The following is a 24,735-nucleotide window of genomic DNA, read 5'->3' on the forward strand; positions in this document are numbered from 1 at the left end:
TTTTTTTGTTGTGTGTTGTGTGTGTGGTGTGTGTTGTGGGGTGGTGTTGCTGTGTGGGGTGGTGTTGTTTGGGGGGTTGCGCTGGGGGGTGTGTGGTTTTGGTTTTGTGTGGGTGTTGGGGTTTTGTTTGCCGGGGGGGGGGGGGGGGGGGGGCGGCGCCGCGGCGCCCCCCCCCCCCCCCCCCCCCCGCCCCCCCGCCCGCCCCCCCCCGCCCCCCCCCCCCCCCCCCCCCCCCCCCCCCCCCCCCCCCCCCCCCCCCCACCCCGCCTTCGACAGTTTTCCGCGATCTGTCGGAAATACTCTTGGGGTCAGATCCGTTTTCCGGAGGAAAACGGATCTGACCCCAGATTGATTTCGATATCTGACAGACGTGTCGACCAAGGTCGACACCTACCGACAGCCGCAGGAATCTGTCAGAGGTGGGGCGGTGTCGGAGTGCGGGGTGTCAGCCGCATGGATGCGGCTGCCAAGCCTCCATGGACGGATTTACGGCGTCCCCGCACTCCGACATCGCCCCGCCATCCAACGGAATGCACGCCGTTGCTGTTGCTGTTGCTGTTGTCGTTGCTCCGGCTTGTAGCGGGTGCAGGGCGCAGCCCTGCAAAGAACCCCCTACTCCTGCGGATCGCGGGTGATGTGGATGTCGGTCGGGGTCGACAGCGGAATGTTCCGCTCCGCCAGGATCTGCAACAGGCTGAAGTACAGATCGCTGCGGGTCGCATACACCTGCCGCGGGCTGGCCACGTACGCGAAGCTGTTGATGGTGATCTGGCCACCGGCAATGCTGTCGATGTAGACCGTCGGTGCTGGCTGTTTCAGCACGTTGGTGTGCGCGGTGTACGCATCCAGCAGCGCCTGGCGCAGGCTGCCGACATCGGTGCTGGGCGGCACCGCGAACTGAATCTGGATGCGGCCCTGGTTGTTGCCCATCGTCATGTTGCGCACGGTCTTGGTGACCAGCTCGGAGTTGGGCACGATCAGGGTGGACTTGTCGCCTACCTGGATCTCGGTCGAACGCAGGCTGATGCGGCGGATGTCGCCCTCCTGGTCGCCCAGCTTCACCCAGTCGCCGATCTTCACCGGGCGCTCGGCCAGCAGAATCAGGCCGGAGACGAAGTTCTGGGTAATCACCTGCAGGCCGAAACCAATACCCACCGACAGCGCGCTGACCAGCAGTGCCAGTTTGCTCAGCTGCAGGCCCATCGCGCTCAACGCCCAGATCACCGCGATGATGATGCCGACGTAGCGGGCAACCGTACTGACCGAATTGCGTGCGCCCAGGTCCAGTTCGGTCTTGGGCAGATAGGTGTCGGTCAGCCAGCGCTGCACCAGCTGGGTGATCGCCAGGCCGGCCAGCAGCGCCAGTACTGCCATCACGATCCCCGCCGGTGCCAGCTTGGTGCCACCGATATCGAATCCGGTCGTGAACAGTGAAGTGAATCGCTCCACTACTGCGCCGATGTTGCCGAACGGCGCTACCAGGGCAAGCAGCGTGAGCAGCACGACCACGGTACGCAGAACCGCCGACAGCAGCACGCCGGCCTGCTCCAGCCGCGACACGCTCAGGCCGGTACTGAGCAGGATGGTCTGACCCACCTTGCTGTCGGCGTTGAGCATCCACGTGCTCAAGTCATCGACGAACTTGAACAGCAGCGTCGCCGCCAGCACCACGATGCTGCCGCCGATCAGCTGCTGGTTCACGAATTTGGCGAAGTTCAGGTAGCCCATCAACGTCGCGACGATGGCGGCCACCACCGCGACATTGCCCGCCACGCGCGCCAGCACCAGCCAGCTGCTGCGGCGCACCGGCGTGGTCGCGCCCATGCCATCGGCCTGCGCCTCCAGCTTGGCCTCGGCCTCGGCGGTCTGCCGGCGATGCAGGCGCGCCAGGGTCACCAGCATGGCCATGATCAGGCCGAGATAGGTCAGCGCAATCAGGCCATCCAACGCCACCGTGGTGACGTCGCTGGTACGCGTGGCCTGATCGAGGGCCACCAGCACCGTGCTCAGCCAGGCAAGCGCCGCCGCGCCCCACGCGTACTTGCGCAGCTTGAGCGCGGCGGTGTCATCCAGATTCAGCAACCGCCACGACGGCCGCTTGGGAACCAGCATGCAGGCGCTGAGTGCCGCAATGAACGCAGCGCGGAACGTTGCGGTCTCCAGCCCGTCGGCCACCACCTGCAGGCGCGGCGCAATCGCATTGATGGCATCCAGCGCCGCCATCAGCACCACCACGGCATAGCCGGGCAGCAGCGTGCCCACCAGCAGCAGCCACATGGCCAGGCCGGAGCGCCGCAGGCGGCCATCGGGCGCACGCTCGGACGCGGCAAAGCGGCGACCCAGCCGGCGCAGCCACAACCGCAGCGGGAACATCATGACCAGTGCAGCCAGCAGGCCCAGCAACGGCGTGCCCCAGCCATTGGCCCGGACGCCAGCGACAAACGTATCGCGCCCCTGCTCGGCCAACGGCGCGACGCGTGCGATATCGATCGGCAGGCGCTCGGCAACCTTGCTCCACAGCGCGGGCGACAACGGCGAGGCGACCTTCTGCCCCAGTTCTTCGGTACGTTGCGCGGCGCGCTGCTGGTCGATGTCGGTCGCCAGCTGCTGGGCGCGCACGGCACTGGTCTTGGCCTGCGCTACCGACGCGGCCAGTCCGTCGCGTTGTTTGTTGATGCTGCGCCGTTGCGCCGCCAGTTCGGGCGGCTCGGTGGCGCCCTCGGCAGGCGTGCCCAACTGCGCCAGCTGTTCGTCGAGGCGGACGAGCTGTGGCTGCAACTCCTTTTCCAGCGCCTCGGCGTCACGCCGTACCTGCGAGGCATTCTCGGACAGCATCGCCAGCGTCTCGATGGCGGCCGCATCACCACGCTTGCGGTCGACCTCCTTCAGCTTCGCATCGATACCTGCCAGCTGCTGCTTCGGCGTGGGCGCATCATCCTGCGCCAGCACCGACGCGGACAGCAGGAAGGCGCTGCACAGCAGCAGGGCCAGCCAAGGGCCCCGTGCACGGATCGATCGCAGGAAAGAAGACAAGCCAGCCACACCGGTTCGCGCGGACCACCGCGCCTGCGCGCGACTATACGGCAGAGCCGGTCAAGGGCGGATGGACGGCCCTGGCAGCGTCGAGCATCAGTACTTCAGGCGCAGCTCTTCCACCGTCGGCTGCTGCAGCGCGTACCAGTCCTGGAACTCTTCCTCGGTAATCTCATCGGGCGCATATACCGCCACCGGGTGCCAGTCGTGGTCGGTCGGCAGCGGCTGGCGCGGGCCGGCGCGCAGGCTGTAGGCCACGCCTTCGTAGTCGACCAGGTCATCGACCTGCGGCCATTGTTCGCGTGCGAACGCGGATTCACTCTTCAACAGGATCACCTGGTACATCGGCACCTCCACCTCGGTTGGATCAGGAAAACACGGCGCTGGCAGCAGGATACCGCCACGCCGGTGACAACGGGCGCTCCGCCGGGGCGACGGAACGTTCTGGACACGGCCATCGCCCCGGCTTCACCCGCCCATGGCAAGGCCATCGGCATCGTGGAGGCCCACCCCTGCCACGACCACCGATGACCGAGCACCCGCCGCTGAAGACCGTCGCCGACCTCAAGCTGCCCCGCTACCTGGGCACCTGGTACGAGATCGCGCGCCTGCCGATGCGCCACGAGCCGGAAGGCTGCACCGACGTGTCGGCGCACTACACCCTGCTCGACAACGGCAACGTCGGCGTCACCAACCGCTGCCGTATGGACGGCGAGGTCGAGGAAGCCACCGGCGAGGCCTGCGCCGTCGACAACGACAGCGCGCGCCTGGAGGTGAGCTTCCTGCCCAAGGGCCTGCGCTGGCTGCCGTTCGCCAAGGGCGACTACTGGGTGATCCAGGTCGCGCCGGACTACAGCGTGGCACTGGTCGGCAGCCCCGATCGCAAGTACCTGTGGCTGCTGGCCCGCGAACCGCAGCTGGACGCTACCGTGCAGGACCATTATCTGGCCGCCGCCCGCCTGCAGGGCTTCGATCTGTCCGAACTGATCCAGACCCCGCATACCGGCCGTCCCACCGCCTGAGCAGCACACGGCCATGGACCTGAAGAGCGGTTACCCCTGGTGGGCGATACGCAATGGATTGATCCAGGCGTTTCCGCCATTGGAAAAGGATCTGCGCTGCGACGTGCTGGTGGTCGGCGGCGGCATCACCGGTGCGCTGATTGCCGACGAACTGTCCCGGCATGGCCACGACGTGGCAGTGATCGAGCAGCGCGATATCGGCTGGGGCAGCACCGCTGCCAGCACCGCGTTGCTGCAGTACGAGATCGATACCCATCTGCTGGAACTGGCGCAGCGCCATGGCCAGGACGCCGCCGCGCTTGCCTATCGGGCGTGTGCCGAGGCGATTCCGGCCCTGGGCGACGTGGCTCGCGGCCTGAAAGACGTTGATTTCCAGCGCATGGACAGCCTGTACCTGGCCAGCCGCCATCGCGACGTGCCGCGCCTGATGGCCGAAGGTGAGGCACGGCGCGGAATCGGCCTGGATGCCCGCTGGCTGGGCCCGGAGGCACTGCGGGAGCGCTTCGACGTGGACGCCGGCGGTGCCCTGCTCACGCGCCAGGCGGCGCGGGTCGATCCCTATCGCCTGACCTATGCGCTGCTGCAGCGCGTGCGCCGGCGCGGCGGCCAGGTGCATGACCGCACGGTGCTGCACACGCTCACTCCCTCCGCACGCGGCGTGAGCGCCCTCACCGAGGACGGCGCCACGATCCACGCCCGCCACGTGGTGCTGGCAATGGGCTATGCCAACCAACGCTGGCTGCATCAGCGCGTCGCACGCAACCGCAGCAGCTATGCCTTCATCACCGACCCGATCGATGCGGACGTGCTGGGCCGCCTGCGCAACACGATGGTGTGGGAGAGCGCACGCCCGTACCTGTACCTGCGCGCCACCGGCGACCGCCGCCTGCTGGTGGGCGGGCTGGACGACGCCATCGACATCCCCGCCCGCCGCGATCGGCGCGTAGAGCGCAAGGCCGACAAGCTGATGAAACAGCTCCAGCACTGGTTCCCGCGGCTGGATCCGGTGCCCGCCTTCTCCTGGGCCGGCACCTTCGCCGAAACCGCCGACGGCCTGCCTTTCTTCGGCCCGCACGATCAGTGGGGGCCACGGGTGCATTTCGCCATGGCCTACGGCGGCAACGGCATCACTTATTCGATGATCGGCGCCCAGCTGCTGCGGGCCCGGATCGAGCGGCGCAGGCATGCGCTGGAAGGGCTGTTCGGGTTCGGGCGGCTGTGACCTGCAGCCAGGCATGGCCTGGCTCTACCCCAATCCGGCGCCGACAGGCATCATTCAAGCAACCCCTGCTAGCGTCGGCCTGTACCGCCGCGTGTTGCGCGGCCACCTGTCCGCTGGAGCGCCGTCATGATCCGCCCCCTGACCCTGCTGCTGTGCCTGGCCCTGCCGGGAACCGTGCTGGCCCAGTCCGCCGCTGGCGCCACCGCGCCGCAGGCCGCTGGCCTGGACCTGACGCTGCCGCAGGCGCCGATGCGCTACCTCAACGACCCGGCCCTGCAGCAGGACCCGCCGGGCACGTACTACGGTGACAAGAGCGGCCCGCGCGTGCACGACGACGCCAGGATCGCCGACGTGACCGACGACAAGGTCAAGGTGTCCGGCAGCTTCACCACCGGCATCGGCTATTCGAAGAACGGTGGCAACAGCCACTACAACGCGGCCACGCTGAACCTGAGCAAGAACTACACCACCGATGAAGGCAAGACCCACGGGGTCAACGTCAACATCCACGTGAGCGAAGGCAAGGGCCCGGGCTTCTACGGCCCGTACGGCGGCTACTACGGCCGCGGCCCGGGTTATTGGGATTACCCGCCGCCGTTTGGCTGGTAAGCCAGCTCCTGTAGAGCCGAGCCCATGCTCGGCTGGTAGTCGCGCGGTAGCGCCGGCCGCTGGCCGGCGACTCGCGGGGTTGGAAACGATCATGGGTTGCCGGCCAGCGGCCGGCACTACCAGCAGGTCAATCCAGCCAGCCATCGCGCTCGCTGTGCAGGATGCGGCCGTCATAGCCGCTCAGGCGCACCTCCACTTTCTGGTTGCGGGCATTGCGCGCTTCCAGCGACCAGGTCGCACCATCGCGTTCCAGCGAATGGATCTCGCGCAGGCCATGCGCCTGTGCCCGTGCCAGCACCTGCTCGGTGGTCAACAGCGCGCGCTTGCTGTGCTCGTCGAAGATCTCGCCGGTCTTGGGGTCAACGTAGACCTCGCTGAAGCGGCCATCGGCGCGGCTGACATCCGCCTCCCACAGGCCATCATCGCGTTCGATCTCGTGGATCTGGGTGTAGCCGGCCTTGCGCAGGGTCTGTTCGACCTGGGCCATGCCCAGCGGCGCGGCCTGTGCGGCGGGAGCAATCGCAAGGGTGACAACGGTGGCAAGGGTGAGCGACTTCAACATGGGGGTTCTCCTGTTCGTGTTCGTGGCCGGACCATCCCGGCAACGCCACGATGCACCCCGTGGCTAACAGCGCCTTAGCCGCCCCTGTTAGCCAACGGTTAGTCACCCCCGGCACACTCACGCCTGTTCCTACAGCTCTCACTGCACCCCGATGCTCTCCACCCTGCCCCTGCTGCTGGCCCTGGCCAGCGCCCCGACCGCCGCCGCGCCTGCACAGGACCCTGCGCAGCAGGTCGCGCGCCGCGCCGTGCAGCAAGGCCGTTACGTGCCATTGGAAAGCGTGGTGCGCGATGCCCTCAAGCGCTACCCGGGCCAGCTGCTGGAAGTGGAGCTGGACGATGGCGTCTACGAAGTGGAGATCCTGCGCGGCGACGGCGTGGTGGTTGAGCTGGACTATGATGCGCGCAGCGGAAAGCTGCTGAAGACGGAGCTGGACGACTGATGCGCATCCTGTTAGCCGAAGACGATGCTGCGCTGGCACAGCGCCTGCTGCCCCTGCTGGAACAGGCCGGCTACGTGGTGCACGCGGTTACCGACGGTCGCGAGGCCGAGGAAATCGGTCAGATCGAGGATCTGCAGGCCGCCATCGTCGACCTGGGCCTGCCCGGGCTGGATGGACTGAGCGTGATCGAGCGCTGGCGCGGCAACGGCCGCAGCTTCCCGGTGCTGGTGTTGACCGCGCGCGGGCGCTGGCACGACAAGCTGGCCGGCTTCGACGCCGGTGCCGACGACTACCTGACCAAGCCGTTCCAGGCCGATGAGCTGGTGCTGCGTCTGCGCGCGTTGATCCGCCGCAGCCATGGCCACGCCAGCCCGCGCCTGCACTGCGGCCCGCTGCAACTGGACGTCAACGCTGGTCGCTTCGAACTGGACGGACAGCCGCTGGCGCTGAGCCCGCAGGAGTTCCGCCTGCTCAGTTACTTCATCCATCACAGCGGCCAGGTGATCGGCCGCGACCGCCTGGGCGAACAGGTGTTCGATGGCGGCCACGATCCGGACTCGAACGCACTGGACGTGCTGCTCGGGCGGGTGCGCCGCAAACTCGGCATCGATCTGATCCAGACCGTACGCGGCCAGGGTTGGCGGCTGGCCGCGCCGTGAGCCGGCAACCCTCGCTGCGACGGCGCCTGCTGCTGGCTGGCGGTGTCGGCCTGCTGCTGGTCTCGCTGCTGGCCAGTGCGCTGCTGGGCGAGCTGTTCAAGCGCAGCGCGCGTGACCGCCTCGACCACGAACTGCAGCAGGACATGCTGACCCTGCTGGCGCAGGCCGAAGTGGATCCGGACGGACAGCTGCGCCTGCGTCAGGAACCGAACGACGCGCGCTTCCAGCGTGTGTTCTCCGGTGCCTACTGGCAGATCGCCGGTGCCGATGGCCGCGTGCGGCTGCAGTCGCGTTCGCTGTGGGATGAAACCCTGCCCGCCACAGCCAGCGGGCCGGCCACGCGCAATCTGAGTGGGCCGCTGCAGCAATCCCTGCGCGCACGCGTGCAGCAGGTGCGCCTGCCGCGCGCCAGCGAGCCGTTCGTGGTCGTGGTCGCCACCGACCGCAGTGCGCTGGATGCGGATGTGGCCGCATTCCGTCAGCGCACGGCCATCGCTCTGGCCGTGCTGGTCGCGGCGTGGCTGGCGGTGCTGGCCAGCCAGGTGCACTTCGGCTTGCGCCCGCTGCACCGCCTCGGTGCACAGCTGGAACGGGTGCGTCGCGGCGACGCGCAGCGCATCGAGACGCAGGGGCTGGGGGCGGAAGTCGCGCCGCTGGGTGAGGAGCTCAACGCGCTGCTGGAGCATCAGCAACGCATGGTGGCGCGTGCGCGTACCAGCGCACAGGATCTGGCGCATGCGCTGAAAACCCCCCTGAGCGTGCTGGCCACCGAGGCCGATGGCGACGGCGCGGACTGGCGCGCCACCGTGCGCGAGCAAAGCGCGCGCATGCAGGCCAGCGTCGATCGTTACCTGGCGGCCGGACTGGCCGCCGACCATCGACAGCGCACCGACGTGGCCGCTGTCGCGCAGGCACTGTGCAGGCTGATGGCACGCGTGCATGGCGAACGTGGCATTGCGTTCACGGCAGAAGGCATCGATCCGGCGCTGCAGTTCGCCGGTGCCAGTGCCGATCTGGAAGAAATGCTGGGCAACCTGCTGGATAACGCCGGGCGGTGGGCGCAACAGCAGGTGGACGTCACCGCAGACAGCAGTGACGGGCAGCTACGCATCGAAGTACGTGATGACGGCCCGGGCCTGGCCGCGGAGTCACTGTCGCAGGTCACCCAGCGTGGCGTGCGCCTGGATGAGCGCGAGGGCAGCAGTGGGCTGGGCCTGGCGATTGTGGGTGATATCGCTGCCAGTTATGGCGGGCGGTTGGCGTTGGAAAATGCACAGCCGGGATTGCGGGCCACGTTGTGGTTGCCGGTGGCGTGAGGCGGCCAACCTGACGGCGGGTAGTGCCGGCCGCTGGCCGGCAACCACGTGATCAACGGGAACACCGGTCGCCGTGCTCCCGGTAGGTGTCGACCTTGGTCGACACGCATCAAAAACGCCGACCAAGGTCGGCATCTACCAAAGCAGTGCATCAGTTCCCTCGGCCATCGTGCATCTGGCAGGCGCCGACCTTGGCCAACCCAACGGCGGGTAGTGCCGGCCGCTGGCCGGCAACCACGTGGTCATCGGGAACACCCTGCGGAAGCCGGCCAGCGGCCGGCTCTACCAAGCGCCAATCCGACCGGTCGCCGTGCACCCGGTAGGTGCCAACCAAGTTCGGCATTCACCCAGCATCAACGGTGGTGCATCCACCAGCAATCAATCGCGTCCAGCACGATGTGGATCATCAATCCGATGCCCACCAGCCGCGTCTTCTTCGGCACGCACAACCCCGCATAGACCGCAATCGCCGGTGCAGTGTGCAGCGGGTGGAACCCGATGCTGCAGCGGTTCGGTGCATAGATCGGATCGGCCAGCAGATGGTCCAGATCGATGATCCAGCCCAGCAGCATCAGCAGCCACGCCGAGGCGAAGCGCTTGCGCCAGAACAGCCATGCCAGCAGGGCTGGCACGGCGGCATGCAGGAACAGGTGGAAGATCGCGCGCGCGCTCATCGGGGCCGGTAGCGCCGGGCCATGCCCGGCGTTCCCGTTGACCTCAGACCAGCGGTTCGTCGGACAGGTAGGTGTAACCGGTCAGGCCGGCTTCCAGCGCCTCCGACAGCTCCTGCGCACGTTCCGGCGACAGCTGCGCCTCGGCCACGCGCTGCGCATAGGTGGCGCGCAGCTCGTCCAGGCGGTAACCCACGTAATCCAGCATCACGTCGGTGGTGTCGCCGCGGCGCTGCTGGGTGATGGCATAGCCATCGGCATCGGCCAGCACTTCCACCGCATCGGTATCGCCGAACAGGTTGTGGATGTCGCCCAGGATTTCCTGGTAGGCGCCAACCATGAAGAAGCCGATGCGGTAGCTCTCGCCCGGCTTCATCTTGTGCAGCGGCAGCGAGCTGTCCAGGCTCTCGTTCTCGACATAGGTTTCCACCATGCCGTCCGAGTCGCAGGTCATGTCGGCGATGATGCCGCGACGGTCCGGGGTTTCGTCCAGGCGCTCGATCGGCACGATCGGGAACACCTGGTCGATCGCCCACACGTCCGGGATCGATTCGAACACGCTGAAGTTGACGAAGTACTTGTCGACCAGGCGCTCGTTCAGTTCATCCAGCACCGGGCGATGGCTCTTCTCGTCGTAGCTCAGGCGCGCACGCACGCCATGGGCGATGGCGTAGAACAGATCGTCGATGCGCGCACGCTGCGGCAGGTCGATCTGGCCCAGCGCGTAGCTGGCCAGGCCTTCGGCGTGGAAATGCTGCGCTTCCTGGAACAGTTCCACCGCCGGGCGCACGTCCAGCTCGTCGTGGATCTCGCGCAGGTGGCGGATCGCGGCCGGCTCGTCGTCGTGCTGGTCCGGCACGCGGCCTTCCTGCGCCTCCTCCACTTCCGAGACGTTGGCGATCAGCACCGCGTGGTGCGCGGTCATCGCGCGGCCGCACTCGGTAACGATGCGCGGCGGAGTCAGGCCGAACTCTTCGCAGGCATTGGCCAGCGGCTGCACGATGTTGCTGGCGTAGGAATGCAGGCCGTAGTTGATCGAGCAGAAGCTGCGCGAACGGGTGCCTTCATAGTCCACGCCCAGGCCACCGCCCACATCGACGTGGGTGATCTTCGCGCCCAGGCGCGACAGCTCCACGAAGTAGCGGGTGGCTTCGCGCATGCCGTTGGCGATGTCGCGCACGTTGGAGATCTGCGAGCCCATGTGGAAGTGCAGCAGGTTCAGGCAGTCGGCGTACTCGGTGTCACGCAGCGACTTCCACAGGTCCAGCAGCTGGCGCGGCGACAGGCCGAACTTGGCCTTGTCGCCACCGCTGTTCTGCCACTTGCCGGCGCCCAGCGAGGCCAGGCGCATGCGCACGCCCAGGCCCGGCTTCACGTCCAGCGCCTTGGACTCTTCCAGCACCAGCTTCAGTTCGGAAGGCTTCTCGATGACGATGAAGGTCTGCAGGCCCAGCTTGCGGCCGATCAGGGCCAGGCGGATGTACTCGCGGTCCTTGTAACCGTTGCAGACGATCAGGCCACCCGGGCGCGACAGCGCCAGCACGGCCATCAGCTCGGGCTTGCTGCCCGCTTCCAGGCCGAAGCCTTCGCCGTGGTGGCTGGCCAGGGTGCCGGCCACGCCGCGGGTCTGGTTGACCTTGATCGGGTACACGGCGGTGTAGCCGCCGCTGTATTCCCAGTCCTGCTGGGCCTGGCCGAAGGCCGCCTGCAGCTTGCCCAGGCGCTGGCCGAGGATGTCCGGGAAGCGCACCAGCAACGGCAGCTTGGCGCCGGCCGCACGCGCCGCGTCGACCACCTTGGGCAGCGACACCACCGGGCCGTCCGCCCCGGTCGGTCTCACCACCATGTGCCCGGCCTGATCCACGTCGAAGTAACCGTCCGCCCAATGCGGGATCGAGTAGGTCTTGCGGGCTTGGTCGAGGGACCAATCGGTCATTTCAGTCGGCCTTGTTGGCAATAAAAGGGGGGGCATGATAACGCCTATATGCCCACAGGTTCGTTATCATGCGCGCCCGCGCCCGTGACAGGTTCCAACCTGAACGGGCCGATCCGTCCGGATGTGGCATCTGTGCCACGCGGCCCCGCCCGCCAGCCCGGCTTCACCCCTCCGAACAGGACTGTTTTCAATGACTGACAGCAACAACTGGTACATCGAACACTTCGAGCGCACCGGCTCGGCCATCGGCTACCGCATCACCGGCAAGCTGGACGAGGTGCAGTCGCCGTTCCAGAAGATCGAGATCTTCCAGACCACCGACTGGGGCAACCTGATGACCATCGACGGGGCCATCATGCTGACCAGCAAGGACAACTTCTTCTACCACGAGATGATCAGCCACCCGGTGCTGTTCACCCACGCCGCGCCCAAGCGCGTGGTGATCATCGGTGGCGGCGACTGCGGCACCCTGCGCGAAGTGCTCAAGCACACCGGCGTGGAGAGCGTGACCCAGTGCGATATCGACGAGCAGGTCACCGTGATGGCGCGCAAGCACTTCCCGGAACTGTGCGATTCCAACGACGACGCCCGCGCCGAGCTGCTGTTCGACGACGGCGTGGCCTACATGGCCAACTGCCCGGCCGGCAGCGTGGACGTGGTGATCGTCGATTCGACCGACCCGGTCGGCCCCGGCGAAGGTCTGTTCAACAAGGCCTTCTACGAGAGCTGCTTCAAGGCCCTGAAGGACGACGGCATCCTGGTGCAGCAGTCCGAGTCGCCGCTGATGCAGCTGGACCTGATCAACGAAATGCGCACCGAGATGGGCAAGGCCGGCTTCGGTTCGTTCAAGACCCTGCCGTTCCCGCAGCCGTGCTACCCCACCGGCTGGTGGAGCGTGACCATGGCGCGCAAGGGCGACAGCAGCTTCGACTTCCGCCAGGCCGACTCGGCTGCCAAGACCTTCGAGACCCTGTACTACACCGCCGCACTGCACACCGGCGTGCTGGTGACCCCGCCGTTCGTGCAGGCTGCATTGAAGTAATGCGTGCCGACCAACGGTCGGCACCCAACGATGCAAAAGAAAAACCCGCGCTGGCGACAGCGCGGGTTTTTTCATGTTCCGGTAGTGCCGGCCGCTGGCCGGCAACCTCATGTAACGATCAAAGCGCCCAGATACCCGCAATCACCGCCACCACCAGGCCCCACTTGATCAGCTGGTAAGCCACCACGCTGCGCTCGCGCAGTGCCTTGGCCTTCAGGCGCACCTTGTAGACGCTGCCGAAGGCCTTGTTGACGCCACCGGTCGGGTCACCCGGCAGGTTCGGCGAGGCACCGCCGGCCAGCAGCGTGGCCGCCACCGCGCGGTTGAACAGGCCCGGCAGGCCGAAGCGCAGCGGGCGGGCGATGTCACAGAACAGGATCACGCGGTCATCCGGCGTCTCGTTGTGCGCGTGGTGGATGTAGGTCTCGTCGAACATCATCCACTCGCCGTCGCGCCAGCTCTTCTTGATGCCGTCCACTTCGATGTAGCAGCCGTCGTTGTTCGGCGTGGCCAGGCCCAGGTGCAGGCGCAGCGAACCGGCGAACGGGTCGCGGTGCGGGCGCAGTTCGCTGCCCGACGGCAGCTGCGCGAACATCGCCGCGCGCACATCCGGCAGCGACTCCAGCAGCGCGGTGGTCTTGGGACACATCGCCTTCGCCGACGGGTGCGACGGGCCGTACCACTTCAGGTAGAAGCGCTTCCAGCCACGGCGGAAGAACGAGTTGAAGCCGGCATCGTTGAACGTGCTGGAGGCGGCGATCTTCTGTGCATCGCGCAGCGCCAGCGCCTCGTCGCGGATCATCTGCCAGTTCTGGCGCAGCGGCTCCAGCTGCGGGAACTCCTTGGCCGGGTCCAGGAACGGCGTGGTCGGCACCTTCGAGAACATGTACATGACCACGTTGATCGGGGCCATGAAACTGGAGTGGTCCAGCAGCTGGCGCGACCAGCGCGCGCGGACCTTGCCACGGAAGTGGATGTACAGCACGCAGGCGACGAACAGCGCTGCAATGACGATTTTGATGATCAAAACACTTTCCTCCAGCCGCAGCCGGAACGGGAATCAGGGCGATGCACGGCCGGACGGCCAGCACCGGTGGGGACCGCGGCAGGGGACGGGGACGTGCCAGGAAGGGGCGGCCGCCGATGTCGCGAATTAACAGCTTATGGTCGGCAGGCCGTGCGTCGGGGTCAAGCTGGACGTGCGTGACGTTCAGCGGGCCGCGGATGAACGAAATAGAGCGAAACGCAACCTATTGATTCTGAAAGAATCACCGACCACGTGAGACAGAATTGTCCGATTGGGCGCGACGAACTGTTCCAGCCACGACCCCGACATTTCTCCGACAAATCGTGGAATAGCGAACTGGCGAGTACTAAAATTAACGAAAACTTAGTAACTCCCTGTAACACCGGTTCGCTTGACGCTTTGCGCCACCCACCGGGTCGTCCGAGACCCCGACATGTATCTTCCCGCTCTGCCCCCCTCCTCCTGCGGCGATGACGCCGCCACCCCGCTGCTGCTCAAGCGCGGCGAACGCTTCCTGGCCCCCGACGTCTACCGCACCTGCCTGGACGGGCGCGAGGCGGTCATCAAGGACTATTCCCGCTACCGCGGCACTCCCGTTTCGCTGATCGCCCGGCTGATGGTGCGCCGTGAAGCCCGCATGCTGCAGCGCCTCGGCGGCTGGAAGCATGCCCCCGCGCTGCTCGGCACCCTCGGTGGCCTGGCGCTGGGCATGGAGTTCATTCCCGGCCAGACCCTGAGCACCGCACAGGCCGTTGGCAATGAAGTGTTCGAGCAGCTGCAGCACGCGCTCAGCCGCCTGCATGCCGCCGGCATCACCCACAACGACCTGCATGGCACCAACGTGGTGGTCAGCAGCGGCGTACCGGTGCTGCTGGACTTCACCTCGGCCTGGCGGGCCCCGCGTTGGCTTCGCCGCAACCCGCTGAGCCGCCAGATGCGCCGCAGCGACATGAAGAACCTGCTGAAGATCCGCCAGCGCGTGACTGGCCAGGCGCCGAGTGCTGCGCAGGCCGCGCTCGTGGCCGACCCCGGCTGGGTCGCCGCCGTGCGCCAGGGCTGGAAGCGGTTCTACAAGTGGGCGAAGCGCCGGTAGGGGTCGAGCTTGCTCGACCGCTTTACCGCTCCTTGTAGAGTCGAGCCATGCTCGACTGCTCTTCCTGCATCGCGCGAAATGCAGTCGAGCATGGCTCGACTCTACAGAAACCGGGTTACAACGCGTCCGCGTCCAGCTCACCGGTACGAATACGCACCACGCTGCCCAGGTCGTACACAAACACCTTGCCGTCACCAATCTTGCCGGTGCCGGCGGCCTTCACGATCGCCTCAACCACGGCCTCAACCTGGTCATCGGTCACCGCCACTTCCAGCTTCACCTTCGGCAGGAAATCGACCACATACTCCGCGCCGCGGTACAGCTCGGTATGGCCCTTCTGGCGACCAAAGCCCTTCACTTCCGTCACCGTGATCCCGGTGACCCCACGCTCGGCCAGCGCTTCGCGCACGTCGTCGAGCTTGAACGGCTTGATCACCGCCATGACCATCTTCATCGTCTATCTCCTGTCTTCCGGCGTGGAGGATAGCGCCTGAACACGGCCCGTGCGAAGCCGCTGCCGCCTGTCCGGGCAGTGGTTGCCAGCAGTATCCTTGTGCCCGAATGGCCTGCCCGCGCCGGATGCACGGGCCCACCCCCACGGAGCACCCCATGATCGACCTGAATCAAATCGATGACCTCGCCCGTCGCCTCAGCGACCTGGTGCCACCGGGCCTGCGCGAATCGCGCGAGGAACTGCAGGCCACCTTCAAGAGCGCGCTGCAGGCCGGACTGGCCAAGCTCGACCTGGTCACCCGCGAGGAGTTCGAAGTGCAGCGCGCCGTGCTGCTGAAGACCCGCGAAAAGCTGGACGCGCTGGAAACCGCCGTGCGCGAGCTGGAAGGGCGCCGCGCCGCAGAATGAAAAAAGGAGGCGCACCGCGCCTCCCACTACAGAGTATTTCCCGGATGGGGCCTTGCAGCAAGGCCCACCGGGCGCCCTAGACTCGCCGGCCTGTCGATCCGGCAGGACACGCAGGGGCAGTGCCGATGGCGCAGGACACCGAATGGACACCCGTTTCGCATGACACCTGCGACCAGGTCGCCGGGCCGTTCTATCACGGCACCCGCGCCGATCTCGCGGTGGGCGAACTGCTGAGCGCGGGCTTCAGGTCCAACTATCGCGACAGTGTGGTGATGAACCACATCTACTTCACCACGATTGCCAAGGGGGCCGGGCTGGCTGCGGAGGTGGCCAAGGGTGAAGGGCGTCCGCGCGTGTATGTGGTGGCGCCGACCGGGCCGTTTGAAGACGACCCGAACGTGACCAACAAGAAGTTTCCCGGGAACCCGACGCGGTCGTATCGGAGTGCGCAGCCGTTGCGGGTGGTTGGGGAGATTACGGAGTGGGAAGCCTACGACGCGGAGTTCGTTCGGCAGTTGAAGGCGTTTGTTGCTTCGGGGAGTGGGGAGATCATCAACTGATGAATGGGAAAACGCTGACGCGGCAGTTCGGAGGTGTCTAATTTACGGGCTTAAGTTGGGCAATACCTTACAGCGCGTACATCCACACAAATCATACATGGGGTTCTCGCGCAAGCTCATAGCCCTGCCCGCGCTGGAGAGGCCTGAGGGTCGGGACGAGCATCGCCGCCGCCGCCGACTAGCCCGACCCGCAATTACTACTACCGGTTGACTTCTTGACGAGCGGTGCCTGAACGGCCAGCTGGACACGTGACCGACGCGCCGCTCCAAGCGGTATATGTCTTATTGGTACCGGATGCCTCCAGAGGCGCCCACGCCAGACACTCCAGTGCGGGAATGGCAGGTAGTTGGAATACCGTGCCGGGCAGGGGCTAGCATTCGTGACATTGGAATGTGACCGCGAGGAGGGCCGTCGTCTCCTCATACTCCGCCAATGGCTTAGTGTTTCAAAAGACCAAAGCTCCGTCTCAGCGGACGAGAATCGGAACCACTAGACTGATCACTAAATATGACGGGGGACACAAGAGAAATGGCGACGCTCAGCCTTGATCTCGAGAACTGCTACGGCATCCGTAGGCTCTGTCATGACGTCCGCCTGGACCGCAAGGGCTGCGCAGCCATCTATGCCCCAAACGGCTCGATGAAAACGTCGCTAGCGAAGTGCCTTCAAGATCTATGTAAGGGCGTTGACTCTTCCGACCAGATATTCACCGACCGAGTTACGAAACGCAGCATTTTACTTGACCGAGAGGAGTTGCAGAGTACGGGCGTATTCGTGGTACGCAGCTACGACGAAATGTTCTCGAATTCTGACAAGACTGCAATGCTCTTGGTCAATCATGAGCTTCGACTGAGGTATGAAGAACAGATGGGAAGCATCCAGAAGGCGAAGGAAGCCCTTCTGAAGGCGCTGAGGAAGATATCCGGCACCAAACGCGACATCGAGCGCGAAATCTCGCAGATTTTCGTAAGAAACGACAGGGATTTCGTTACTGCGCTGCGCCGCGTCCGAGAAGAAGTGCAAGCCGAGTCGATACAGGACTTCTCGAAGACCCCTTACGAAGTAATATTCGGCGACAAGCCAGCAGCGTTTTTGGAGAAGCCGGAGGTGAAGGCCGCGATCGCTGGTTACATCAAGAACTACAACGCCCTCCTGTCCCGTTCAACGTACTTCCGCAAGGGCGTCTTCAATTACTTCAATGCGAGCACCATCGCGAAGAACCTTGCGGACAACGGATTCTTCAATGCTCAGCATACGGTTAGACTCAACGGTACAGCCGAACCCACCGAAGTGCGCGACCGGCAGCAACTCGAGCTGATCATCGATTCTGAGCGCGATCAGATCCTCAACGATCCAACGTTGCGTAAGAGTTTTGAATCCATCGAGAAGGCAATTAATGCCAACGCGGATCTACGTGACCTGCATGCGTTCCTACTAGACAATGAGGAAGTCGTTCCGGAACTGGAGAACATGGAGAGCTTTCGCCAGAAGACCTGGATCTGTTACCTCAGAGCGTGCGCGTCCGAGTTCAAGACATTCCTTGAACGGGAAGCGGAGGGTGCAGGCGCACTCAAAGAGATCGAGGATCAAGCGGCGCAAGAGAGCACGCAGTGGAGTGAGGTGATCCGCATATTCAATGAACGCTTCAGCGTACCTTTCCGACTCGAAGTGCAGAACCGAACTCTTGTCATGCTTGGTCAGGAAAACGCGCCGACCCTTGGCTTTAGATTTGAGGATGGCAATGGAGATGTTGCGGAAGTCGACCGCAGTCGACTGATGCGCACATTGAGCACCGGGGAATTGAAGGCGCTTTACATCTTAAACGTCATCTTCGAGATCGAAATCCGACGGCAGCAGGTTGAGCCCACTATCTTCGTGGTAGATGACATTGCGGACTCTTTTGACTACAAGAACAAGTACGCGATCATCGAGTACCTACGCGAGATGTCCGAGGACCCCAAGTTCTTGCAGCTCATTCTCACGCACAATTTTGACTTCTTTCGAACCACCCAATCTCGGTACATCGAGCGAAACAGTTGCTACATGGCGGTAAAGGGACCAACCGAAGTGCGCCTCGAGAGCGCCTATGCACTAAAGGGCATCTTCCCCACATGGCGCGACAATTTCTTTGAAAATCCGAAGATGAAGATTGCTTGCATACCCTTCATCCGCAATCTGATCGAGTACATCGCTGACGATCAAGATCCTAGCTACCTAAAGCTCACCTCAATGCTGCACATTCGCGCGGACACGGCTGACATCAGCATCTCCGATCTCGATGGCATTTTTTGCGACCTATTCAATAAGAAGGGCGCGTCAGTTGAGGCGAAAAAAAGCGTAGTTGAGTTGATCAAGGAAACTGCCTCGGCCTGCCTCTATGAGCCTGAGGGCATTAATCTAGAGAACAAGATCATACTCTCACTTGGCATACGACTGGTCTCCGAAGAGTTCATGATTGCAAAGATCAATGACCCTGAGGAAGTAGCCAAAATCACCTCGAATCAGACAGGAAGGTTGTATCAGCTTTACAAACAACGAATAGGCGAGGGTGATAGGGAAGCCGTTGATGTGCTTCGCAAGGTTATGCTAATGACTCCGGAGTCCATCCACCTCAACTCTTTCATGTACGAGCCCATTCTTGACATGGCTGACGACCATCTACGCAAGCTGTACAGGCGCGTTATTGCACTTTCATAATTGACCCGATCATGCCCCCCGTCACACCTAATGCTCTTCGCTCCTCCACTGCCGCGGGCTACGTCGCCCTAGACTTATCCTGACAAGGATTCAATACAAAACAATCGAACGACTGGTTCGCGGATCGGCCAAGAAATCTATAAAACCCCTTCCAATTGATAAGTACTGAGCGAAGAGGTCACCGAACCATCCTCATCCGGCGTATACACACCAATTAAGGCATTATTATCGCGGATTGGAATTTCGGCACGATCTTCATAGCGGGAAAAGCTTTCGTTAATTCCAGCCTTGAATCGATCGGGCATGAATACATTACAGACCGCACCTCCGACCTCCGTCTGCGTAATTGCGTCTGGAAGGTTGTCAGTGTGTCCGAATAGGTACCAAACATTCAGGTGCAGGGTGACATCGAATTGAACAACCTCCACCGGCACACCAAACGCGTCGCGGATAAAGAATGGCGGAGCCAGATCTTGTGGGGACCATTTCATGACCATCGACGCGTCAGGATGCTCAATACGCCCGTCCCTGAGCTCTTTGATGACAAGTTGACGAAGTGGAACATCATTAATCGTAGTCCACGCGCTATTGGAAATTTTCCTTGCTGTGTCGCGACTGGCCACTAGCGTCCTGGCTTCCAGCGTCGGATGAACCACCTTAACAATTAGCGGGACCTGCACAACAAGGCCTTTCAGGACAGCATCAGCATTATCCACGACGCAAAGCCCTATCCCAAGCCTATTTGCCTTTTGGATAGCGGTTTTGCTGAAGCCCTTCCTAGATACCAGCACGCCCCTACTGGCCTTTATGTCCGTGACGACCGATGCAAAGGCATCAACGTGGCTGACAGTAAGCTTCGCCGCATAGTCTCGACATTCAATTGCAGTCACATACTGGATGCCAGCATGGGTGTGTTTAACTAAAACATCGATTTGTCGATCACCATCAGGGCCAGCAAGCAAAACATTCATAGCAACGGATGTAAGCTTCTCATCCTTACATAGACTTGAATAGACAAAATGAACCATGGATTCATATGCCTTTCCGTCCTTATTTTTATGATTCATTGAATAACCCGAGGATATTGCACGCAATTAATATTATAACGACACTTTGGCGAATCACTTGATCCTGGCCAAGGCCGGCTAAGAGAGCCTTGCCCATCGTGAAGGTCAAGAAGCTCTGCATAACGGACCATTGAGGACGCCTCGAAGAACCTGAGCGATGTTCGATACTGATCGAGATCCTACAACTATTCTCGGAGCTTGATTGGCCCGAATCCGCTTTCGGCTAAGAGCGGACCATACGAAAATACCAAACTTGACGTTCTCACGAGGCAGCTTCGCTGGGACGCACTATGGAACTAGCTCGCAAGATCGAGCACCGGCTTTAGCTTAACTAGACCGGCCTGCACCAAAGCAAGAAGCACTGTCGCCAACGTAAGTCCTGCGACAAGCCACTGAATCTTAATTACCTGGCTATGCCTTCTCTCTTGCTCAGACCGCTCCTCGACCAATCTAAGGGCCTGACCATTTAGGCGATAGTTCATCCCGTCTTTTGTCAACTCGCCAGTGTCTACTAGCGAATCCAAGTAGAGTTTTAGCCTACTGCGCACAGACTCTCCGTCTGGATGCGTCACCCAACGGATAGAGTGCATGTCTGTCATGAGATCAAGCGAGCTGAATGAGCTTTTTCCTTCTGCTGCCTGCTCAATCATAAATGTAAGGAGATCAAGTCGCTGCTTCCGCACTAGCCGTCTTCGGTTGTAAAGAAGCGCGCCCGCTCTCTCGAGGATACGACGAAGATGAATCATTACGTAAGGGAGCTTTAGATAGTAGCCGCGCGCGTAATCATTTAGCCCCTCATAGTATATGGTATCCGAGCCATAGTAGTGCTTGATCTTGTATTCCCCGCTCTGGAAATCGCCAATGGGGTAACGAGCCTCTCCAGCGTGCGTGTCTCCGTTCCAAGTTGAACAGACAAGATCTTCTGCTTCTCTACGCTCAACGATAAGCCATGGCCCACCATCCTTCTGAAACAAAATAATCTTCGAGTCGACCTTTTCGACGCCCGCCCCCATACGCAAGACGCCACCCTTGGATATAGGCTTCCTAAGGATGGAGTCAATAAGATTGATCTTGAGCTTGCCCAGAGCACTCATTCAGCACAACCTCTATCAAGCCGCGACGCGAAGCGTCATGAATTTAGCCAGCTATGGCAACAAGTGAGATACATTCTGGGGGACGATAACGCCAAACTCTCTGTTGAGCGACTTTACCTGTACCCAGATGCGCATTCTTAGAACGGGTAGATAGCTTTCCCACAAAGAGTTATCAATAGATACTTCATTCATGTAGTCACGGCAAGCGTCGTGAATGGCCCTGGCGATCGAGCGAAGCCTAGCGTCCCCCTCTATCAACCTACTCTGCCGCTCTATCTTAATTCGCGCCAACTTGATGGAATTACCCACAGCACTTGGATCCTCTGAGGCCACATGCCTGAAGAAGGCACCATGGCTGTCAATGATCTCGACAATATTCTGTGCAATTTTCGAGTTAGAGCTCGCCCGTTCGTAGAGCGGGAGAGGGCTTTGATGCGTCTTAAGTATTGCCGCAATTCTCGCCTCAATATCTGACTTCCACTGCCTAAGAAGCGACTCCGAATGATCAACCCCCTTGTTCTTGTCAATCTCGGCATGGCAACTGGCGCAAAGCCAAATGGCATTCGTCACGTCATTCAACACACTGTCGCCCAAGGGCTGATGACGCGCAGATCCCGGATTCTCACCAATGATATGTGCAGCTTCACCAATTTTAACCCGGAGCGCTGCACCTGCCAAGGATGGTCCAGCGGTAAGCCTTAGGCAATCTGGGTTTGAGCAGACATAGGCAGCACGGTACGCAATGAGATCTTTGACGCCCTGCAGAAATGGCATATATCTATTATCTCATGAAGAATGGAATGCATTTGATGTATATACTGCCAGATACGCAAGGTTTTCATCTACTCTCGCTTGAATGCCCCTTCCGGGCCAAGGCCGATACCGAGAAACTCGGCACCGACCCAAGTGCTCCGCACGATTCGGCTTAGCGGGCATTAGAAGCTTGGCCTGCGCCCAATCGGTGGTATCGGTGGTATCGCGTTGTGCAAGTCTCTTACCAGCTCTTGCAGGTTCGCGTTGAAGTTGGGACCACCGGACAGGTCGACGTACAAACGGCCTCTAAGGTTGGTGGGCATGTGCGCGGCGTCCCTGATATCGCGAATAACCGGAATGAACCTCATCGACAGTGGGTCGCTCGCGAGTTCAGAAGCAGTCACAAGGTGTTCGTAGCCGACACCTCCTACGCGCCCGTTGGCTCGGTTCATGTAGTTCTCAGTGCAGATTACAATCACACGTTCGCAAGATGCAGTCTGCTCCATAAAATGGGGCAGGTTCTGGCCAAATCGAAGGTGCGTCCTGTCAGATATAGCGTCAATGCCGTTCGCGCGCAGAGTGTTTACTAGGCTTCTCACCCATTCAATGTGCTCATGAGAGTCCCAAGAGTACGACACGAACACCCTGGGGGGTGGCATTGGATTATTCTTGAGATGGCCATATCGCAGTAGCACATCGTAGAGGTCAACGTCCTTCACCGCCCAGTGGCTCCTCGTGTGCTCCCACTTCCGCTCTGAAATATCTAGTGAGCCAAACATTTCGCGCAGCGCTAAGGCGGGAATCGGCCCCACTCCAGCGTCGAAAGACCACTTTATTCGCACTCCGCCGTATCTCACCTGGATGTCATCTACTCTTCCGACCCTGGCGGAAATACCGACATCACGTCCTCGGTCCTCGTACGCGAATAGAGTAGGAAGGGATTTGAGATGTTGGACAGTTGGCCCATCAAGGGAGCCGAACCGCTCAATAAGAGGCTGGGCGGTATATTCAAGAAATCTAGGTAGCTCGAGGAAAAATTCGTCTTGATCCCATGTTCCCTCTTGGTAGACCATCAGCAAGTTGTACATCCGCATTCTTGGCGACTGGCTTCACAACAGTATGCGCCCAGGGAATGCTCAGGCAACCTGTAAGTCAGCGGAAGGGCGCAAAGAGAGTCACAGTTTTATATGCAGGAGAAGGGCACGAGCATCACGGGCCCCGGCCTCAAGCCAAGGTGGTCTCGGCGCAACCGCCGGTGTAGCTCCACGATGGCTACTTCTTCAGCCACGGCCAAGTGAGCAGAATTGTCAGGACAGCTCCAGAGAGAACGCTGGATCTGGAGTTCCCTGGGTTGTTGGCGAGCCTAAGCAAGCAAATTCGTCGCGTCTGCCGGCAGTCCCACCATGAGGGGGATGTCGTATTTGCCGCACACAGCGCCTCTTGCTGAAGGAACTGACGACTCGGTTCCAGAGAAGCCGCTCCTCCCGCAACACAAGGCTCTCTCACCACCCCACGCTATGCCAAAATGCCAAAAGCGTCCCGGGCTTTGGCGGCATTGACCCCAACCCCTTGGCATTCCCAACAACATCAGGCAACTCTGGTAGAGCCACCGACAACGGGTGGCCGGGCGTCGAAAACCCGATTGCTGTTGTTGTTTACGCTTGTCAGCCGGCACCGCGCGTGGTGCCGGCTGGCAATCCGTCTGCCGGCTATGGCGGGCGGGGCGTGGGGGTCTTGTACCCGCCGGTTCCCAACATCCGGTTTTCGAGCCACGCTCTGCCCGCCACCTTTATCGGTGGCGGCTTCCCCCTGCTTGCACGGAGCCCGTCATGACCACGCCGCACTCCCCGCCCCCGCGCCCCATCCAGGAAGCGCGCTCGAACGCTCCGGCCCCGGACCCCAACAGCCTCATCGCCATCCTGCACGCCATCGGCGCTGGCGCTGCGGCCGACGGACAGCCTTGGCCCGAGCGGCATCACCTGCGCAGCCGGCAGATGCAGTTGTCCGACGCCGACTGCGCGCTCACCGGCCAACGCATCGTGCAGGAGATCCTGCTGGCGGCCGAGCGCACGCGCCAGAACGGCGAGCCGGAGCAGTACGTGGGCGACCGGGTGATGGAGGGGCTGGTGATGGCCGACCTCGCGCTGACCGCCTTCATCCACGAGCGGATGCGACCCAAGGACTGAGCGCGCATATGGCGCGGCGTTTTCTGTCTGTGTGCGGAGTGACGAATGAATCGCAGCGCCCTCTTCTGCATTGTTCCGAACTTTCTCGGGATTCACGCGAATCGGGCACCTCGGGCACCGTTTCGGCGCAACTTGTGGCTGCACTGAAGCCCAGCTAGCATCGGTCCAACGGCTTTCCCGTTCTGCCCCCGCATCCATAGATGGACGCCCCCGTGACCGAATCGACCGCCACTGAAGTTTCAGCCGAACCCGCATCTCACAAGGGCGAATTCTTCCTGATCGACGCCGGCCTCCTGGGCAACGGCAGGGTTCCAGGCATAGAGATCGCCAACGAAGAGAAGCTGATCGATCCAGGGATGAATGTCATCTCGCGTCCTGATGGAACGCCAGGCCAGTATCCGGAGCGCCCCCACCTGATTCATGTGCCCCAGAAGGGAGCAATGCCACGCGATCTGGAAGAACTCGCTGGCATCTGGATTGTGTCGGAACCGTTGAAGCAGCTGTTTGAGCGGATGGACCCCGAAGCGTTTGCCTTTGTGGCCTGCGACTTCAGCCTTGCCGACGGCAGCCCCGGCCCTCGGTACTACCTGGGCAATGTGCTGCGCAGGCTCGATGCCCTGGATGAAGCCGCTTCCCGCGTGAGAATCAAGCTCGACCACAACTATCAGACCGGCGAGGACGAGAAGCTTTACAGCCTTGTCGGCGGAGCCAGCCTGGTGTTCAAACAGGACGTTGTGGGTGATGCCCATATCTTCCGCCAGGATCGAATGGGCGCACCGCCCATCTGCGACCGCGCGATGTTTGATGCATTGGCTGCGGCCAACTTCTCCGGCGTACGGCTGCGTGATGTAGCCGATCTCTAAGACGAGCTCCTTCAAACGG

24 protein-coding genes are annotated in these 24,735 nt (G+C 62.3%); 13 read left to right on the forward strand and 11 right to left on the reverse strand.

Translation table 11 applies throughout. The features are described from left to right. Nucleotides 1–612 precede the first annotated feature (612 nt). Complete coding sequence (locus AC5O77_RS03975; protein ID WP_478057506.1) at nucleotides 613–3,042, reverse strand: DUF3772 domain-containing protein; 2,430 nt, start codon at nucleotides 3,040–3,042, stop codon at nucleotides 613–615. Between the two features lie 87 nt (nucleotides 3,043–3,129). Further along, complete coding sequence (locus AC5O77_RS03980) at nucleotides 3,130–3,378, reverse strand: hypothetical protein (protein WP_006399378.1); 249 nt, start codon at nucleotides 3,376–3,378, stop codon at nucleotides 3,130–3,132. Between the two features lie 182 nt (nucleotides 3,379–3,560). Here AC5O77_RS03980 and AC5O77_RS03985 point away from each other — a divergent pair, with 182 nt between their 5' ends. From AC5O77_RS03985 to AC5O77_RS03995, 3 genes are all read left to right on the forward strand, one after another. Continuing rightward, nucleotides 3,561–4,055 carry a lipocalin family protein gene (locus tag AC5O77_RS03985; protein ID WP_285301785.1) on the forward strand — a complete coding sequence of 165 codons (495 nt, stop codon included), beginning with the start codon at nucleotides 3,561–3,563 and terminating at the stop codon, nucleotides 4,053–4,055. A 13-nt stretch (nucleotides 4,056–4,068) separates the two neighbouring features. Continuing rightward, nucleotides 4,069–5,277, forward strand: a complete 1,209-nt coding sequence (locus AC5O77_RS03990; RefSeq protein WP_478057507.1) for an NAD(P)/FAD-dependent oxidoreductase — start codon at nucleotides 4,069–4,071, stop codon at nucleotides 5,275–5,277. Between the two features lie 126 nt (nucleotides 5,278–5,403). Next, nucleotides 5,404–5,886 carry a hypothetical protein gene (locus AC5O77_RS03995; RefSeq protein WP_478057508.1) on the forward strand — a complete coding sequence of 161 codons (483 nt, stop codon included), beginning with the start codon at nucleotides 5,404–5,406 and terminating at the stop codon, nucleotides 5,884–5,886. A 127-nt stretch (nucleotides 5,887–6,013) separates the two neighbouring features. Here the strand turns inward: AC5O77_RS03995 and AC5O77_RS04000 are convergent, their stop codons facing one another. After that, nucleotides 6,014–6,448, reverse strand: a complete 435-nt coding sequence (locus tag AC5O77_RS04000; protein WP_478057509.1) for a PepSY domain-containing protein — start codon at nucleotides 6,446–6,448, stop codon at nucleotides 6,014–6,016. Nucleotides 6,449–6,599: 151 nt separating this feature from the next. On the opposite strand from AC5O77_RS04000, the gene AC5O77_RS04005 reads away from it, so the two are divergent. From AC5O77_RS04005 to AC5O77_RS04015, 3 genes are read left to right on the forward strand one after another with little or no spacing between them, the layout of a single operon-like run. After that, nucleotides 6,600–6,890, forward strand: a complete 291-nt coding sequence (locus AC5O77_RS04005) for a PepSY domain-containing protein (RefSeq protein WP_046984201.1) — start codon at nucleotides 6,600–6,602, stop codon at nucleotides 6,888–6,890. Next, nucleotides 6,890–7,549, forward strand: coding sequence for a response regulator transcription factor (locus AC5O77_RS04010; protein ID WP_478057510.1), 660 nt, complete (start codon nucleotides 6,890–6,892; stop codon nucleotides 7,547–7,549). The genes AC5O77_RS04005 and AC5O77_RS04010 overlap by 1 nt, the downstream gene beginning before the upstream one ends. Next, entirely contained in the window at nucleotides 7,546–8,865 is a 1,320-nt protein-coding gene (locus tag AC5O77_RS04015) for a sensor histidine kinase (protein ID WP_478057511.1), read from the forward strand. The genes AC5O77_RS04010 and AC5O77_RS04015 overlap by 4 nt, the downstream gene beginning before the upstream one ends. Before the next feature lie 353 nt (nucleotides 8,866–9,218). Here AC5O77_RS04015 and AC5O77_RS04020 read toward each other — a convergent pair whose 3' ends face one another. Together AC5O77_RS04020 and speA are read right to left on the reverse strand one after the other, a co-directional pair. After that, the gene (locus tag AC5O77_RS04020; RefSeq protein WP_012512348.1) at nucleotides 9,219–9,539 is read right to left on the reverse strand and encodes a DUF6122 family protein; all 321 of its coding nucleotides are present in this window, start codon (nucleotides 9,537–9,539) and stop codon (nucleotides 9,219–9,221) included. A 43-nt stretch (nucleotides 9,540–9,582) separates the two neighbouring features. Next, nucleotides 9,583–11,472: an arginine decarboxylase gene (gene speA, locus AC5O77_RS04025; RefSeq protein ID WP_012512349.1), complete on the reverse strand. Its 1,890-nt coding sequence runs from the start codon at nucleotides 11,470–11,472 to the stop codon at nucleotides 9,583–9,585. A 190-nt stretch (nucleotides 11,473–11,662) separates the two neighbouring features. Between speA and speE the strand changes: the two genes are divergently transcribed. Continuing rightward, complete coding sequence (gene speE, locus AC5O77_RS04030; RefSeq protein ID WP_478057512.1) at nucleotides 11,663–12,514, forward strand: polyamine aminopropyltransferase; 852 nt, start codon at nucleotides 11,663–11,665, stop codon at nucleotides 12,512–12,514. 118 nt (nucleotides 12,515–12,632) lie between these two features. On the opposite strand, the gene AC5O77_RS04035 is transcribed toward speE, so the two are convergent. Then, nucleotides 12,633–13,538 (reverse strand): aspartyl/asparaginyl beta-hydroxylase domain-containing protein, encoded by a 906-nt coding sequence (locus AC5O77_RS04035; protein WP_024957655.1) that lies wholly within the window; start codon nucleotides 13,536–13,538, stop codon nucleotides 12,633–12,635. Between the two features lie 436 nt (nucleotides 13,539–13,974). Here AC5O77_RS04035 and AC5O77_RS04040 point away from each other — a divergent pair, with 436 nt between their 5' ends. Continuing rightward, on the forward strand, nucleotides 13,975–14,634 hold the full coding sequence (locus AC5O77_RS04040) for an RIO1 family regulatory kinase/ATPase domain-containing protein (protein ID WP_032127129.1): 660 nt from the start codon (nucleotides 13,975–13,977) through the stop codon (nucleotides 14,632–14,634). A gap of 115 nt (nucleotides 14,635–14,749) precedes the next feature. Here AC5O77_RS04040 and AC5O77_RS04045 read toward each other — a convergent pair whose 3' ends face one another. After that, complete coding sequence (locus AC5O77_RS04045; RefSeq protein ID WP_005411374.1) at nucleotides 14,750–15,088, reverse strand: P-II family nitrogen regulator; 339 nt, start codon at nucleotides 15,086–15,088, stop codon at nucleotides 14,750–14,752. A gap of 155 nt (nucleotides 15,089–15,243) precedes the next feature. Here AC5O77_RS04045 and ubiK point away from each other — a divergent pair, with 155 nt between their 5' ends. The 3 genes from ubiK (at nucleotide 15,244) to AC5O77_RS04060 (ending at nucleotide 18,753) form a co-directional block, all read left to right on the forward strand. Further along, nucleotides 15,244–15,495, forward strand: coding sequence for a ubiquinone biosynthesis accessory factor UbiK (gene ubiK / locus AC5O77_RS04050; protein ID WP_065723617.1), 252 nt, complete (start codon nucleotides 15,244–15,246; stop codon nucleotides 15,493–15,495). Nucleotides 15,496–15,620: 125 nt separating this feature from the next. After that, nucleotides 15,621–16,055, forward strand: a complete 435-nt coding sequence (gene arr, locus AC5O77_RS04055) for an NAD(+)--rifampin ADP-ribosyltransferase (RefSeq protein WP_317217008.1) — start codon at nucleotides 15,621–15,623, stop codon at nucleotides 16,053–16,055. Between the two features lie 529 nt (nucleotides 16,056–16,584). Continuing rightward, nucleotides 16,585–18,753, forward strand: coding sequence for an AAA family ATPase (locus AC5O77_RS04060; RefSeq protein WP_478057513.1), 2,169 nt, complete (start codon nucleotides 16,585–16,587; stop codon nucleotides 18,751–18,753). 137 nt (nucleotides 18,754–18,890) lie between these two features. On the opposite strand, the gene AC5O77_RS04065 is transcribed toward AC5O77_RS04060, so the two are convergent. From AC5O77_RS04065 to AC5O77_RS04080, 4 genes are all read right to left on the reverse strand, one after another. Beyond that, nucleotides 18,891–19,820, reverse strand: a complete 930-nt coding sequence (locus tag AC5O77_RS04065; protein WP_317217006.1) for a restriction endonuclease — start codon at nucleotides 19,818–19,820, stop codon at nucleotides 18,891–18,893. 296 nt (nucleotides 19,821–20,116) lie between these two features. Next, complete coding sequence (locus AC5O77_RS04070) at nucleotides 20,117–20,914, reverse strand: hypothetical protein (RefSeq protein WP_317217005.1); 798 nt, start codon at nucleotides 20,912–20,914, stop codon at nucleotides 20,117–20,119. A gap of 51 nt (nucleotides 20,915–20,965) precedes the next feature. After that, nucleotides 20,966–21,688, reverse strand: a complete 723-nt coding sequence (locus AC5O77_RS04075; RefSeq protein ID WP_478057514.1) for a DUF6650 family protein — start codon at nucleotides 21,686–21,688, stop codon at nucleotides 20,966–20,968. Between the two features lie 161 nt (nucleotides 21,689–21,849). After that, a complete protein-coding gene (locus AC5O77_RS04080) occupies nucleotides 21,850–22,755 on the reverse strand; it encodes a toll/interleukin-1 receptor domain-containing protein (RefSeq protein ID WP_317217003.1) in 906 nt (301 codons plus the stop codon). A gap of 741 nt (nucleotides 22,756–23,496) precedes the next feature. Here AC5O77_RS04080 and AC5O77_RS04085 point away from each other — a divergent pair. Beyond that, nucleotides 23,497–23,853, forward strand: a complete 357-nt coding sequence (locus AC5O77_RS04085; RefSeq protein ID WP_153676133.1) for a hypothetical protein — start codon at nucleotides 23,497–23,499, stop codon at nucleotides 23,851–23,853. 200 nt (nucleotides 23,854–24,053) lie between these two features. Continuing rightward, nucleotides 24,054–24,716, forward strand: coding sequence for an imm11 family protein (locus tag AC5O77_RS04090; RefSeq protein ID WP_478057515.1), 663 nt, complete (start codon nucleotides 24,054–24,056; stop codon nucleotides 24,714–24,716). Nucleotides 24,717–24,735 lie beyond the last annotated feature (19 nt).

It is taken from the genome of Stenotrophomonas sp. INTA L402-1 (assembly GCF_059295135.1).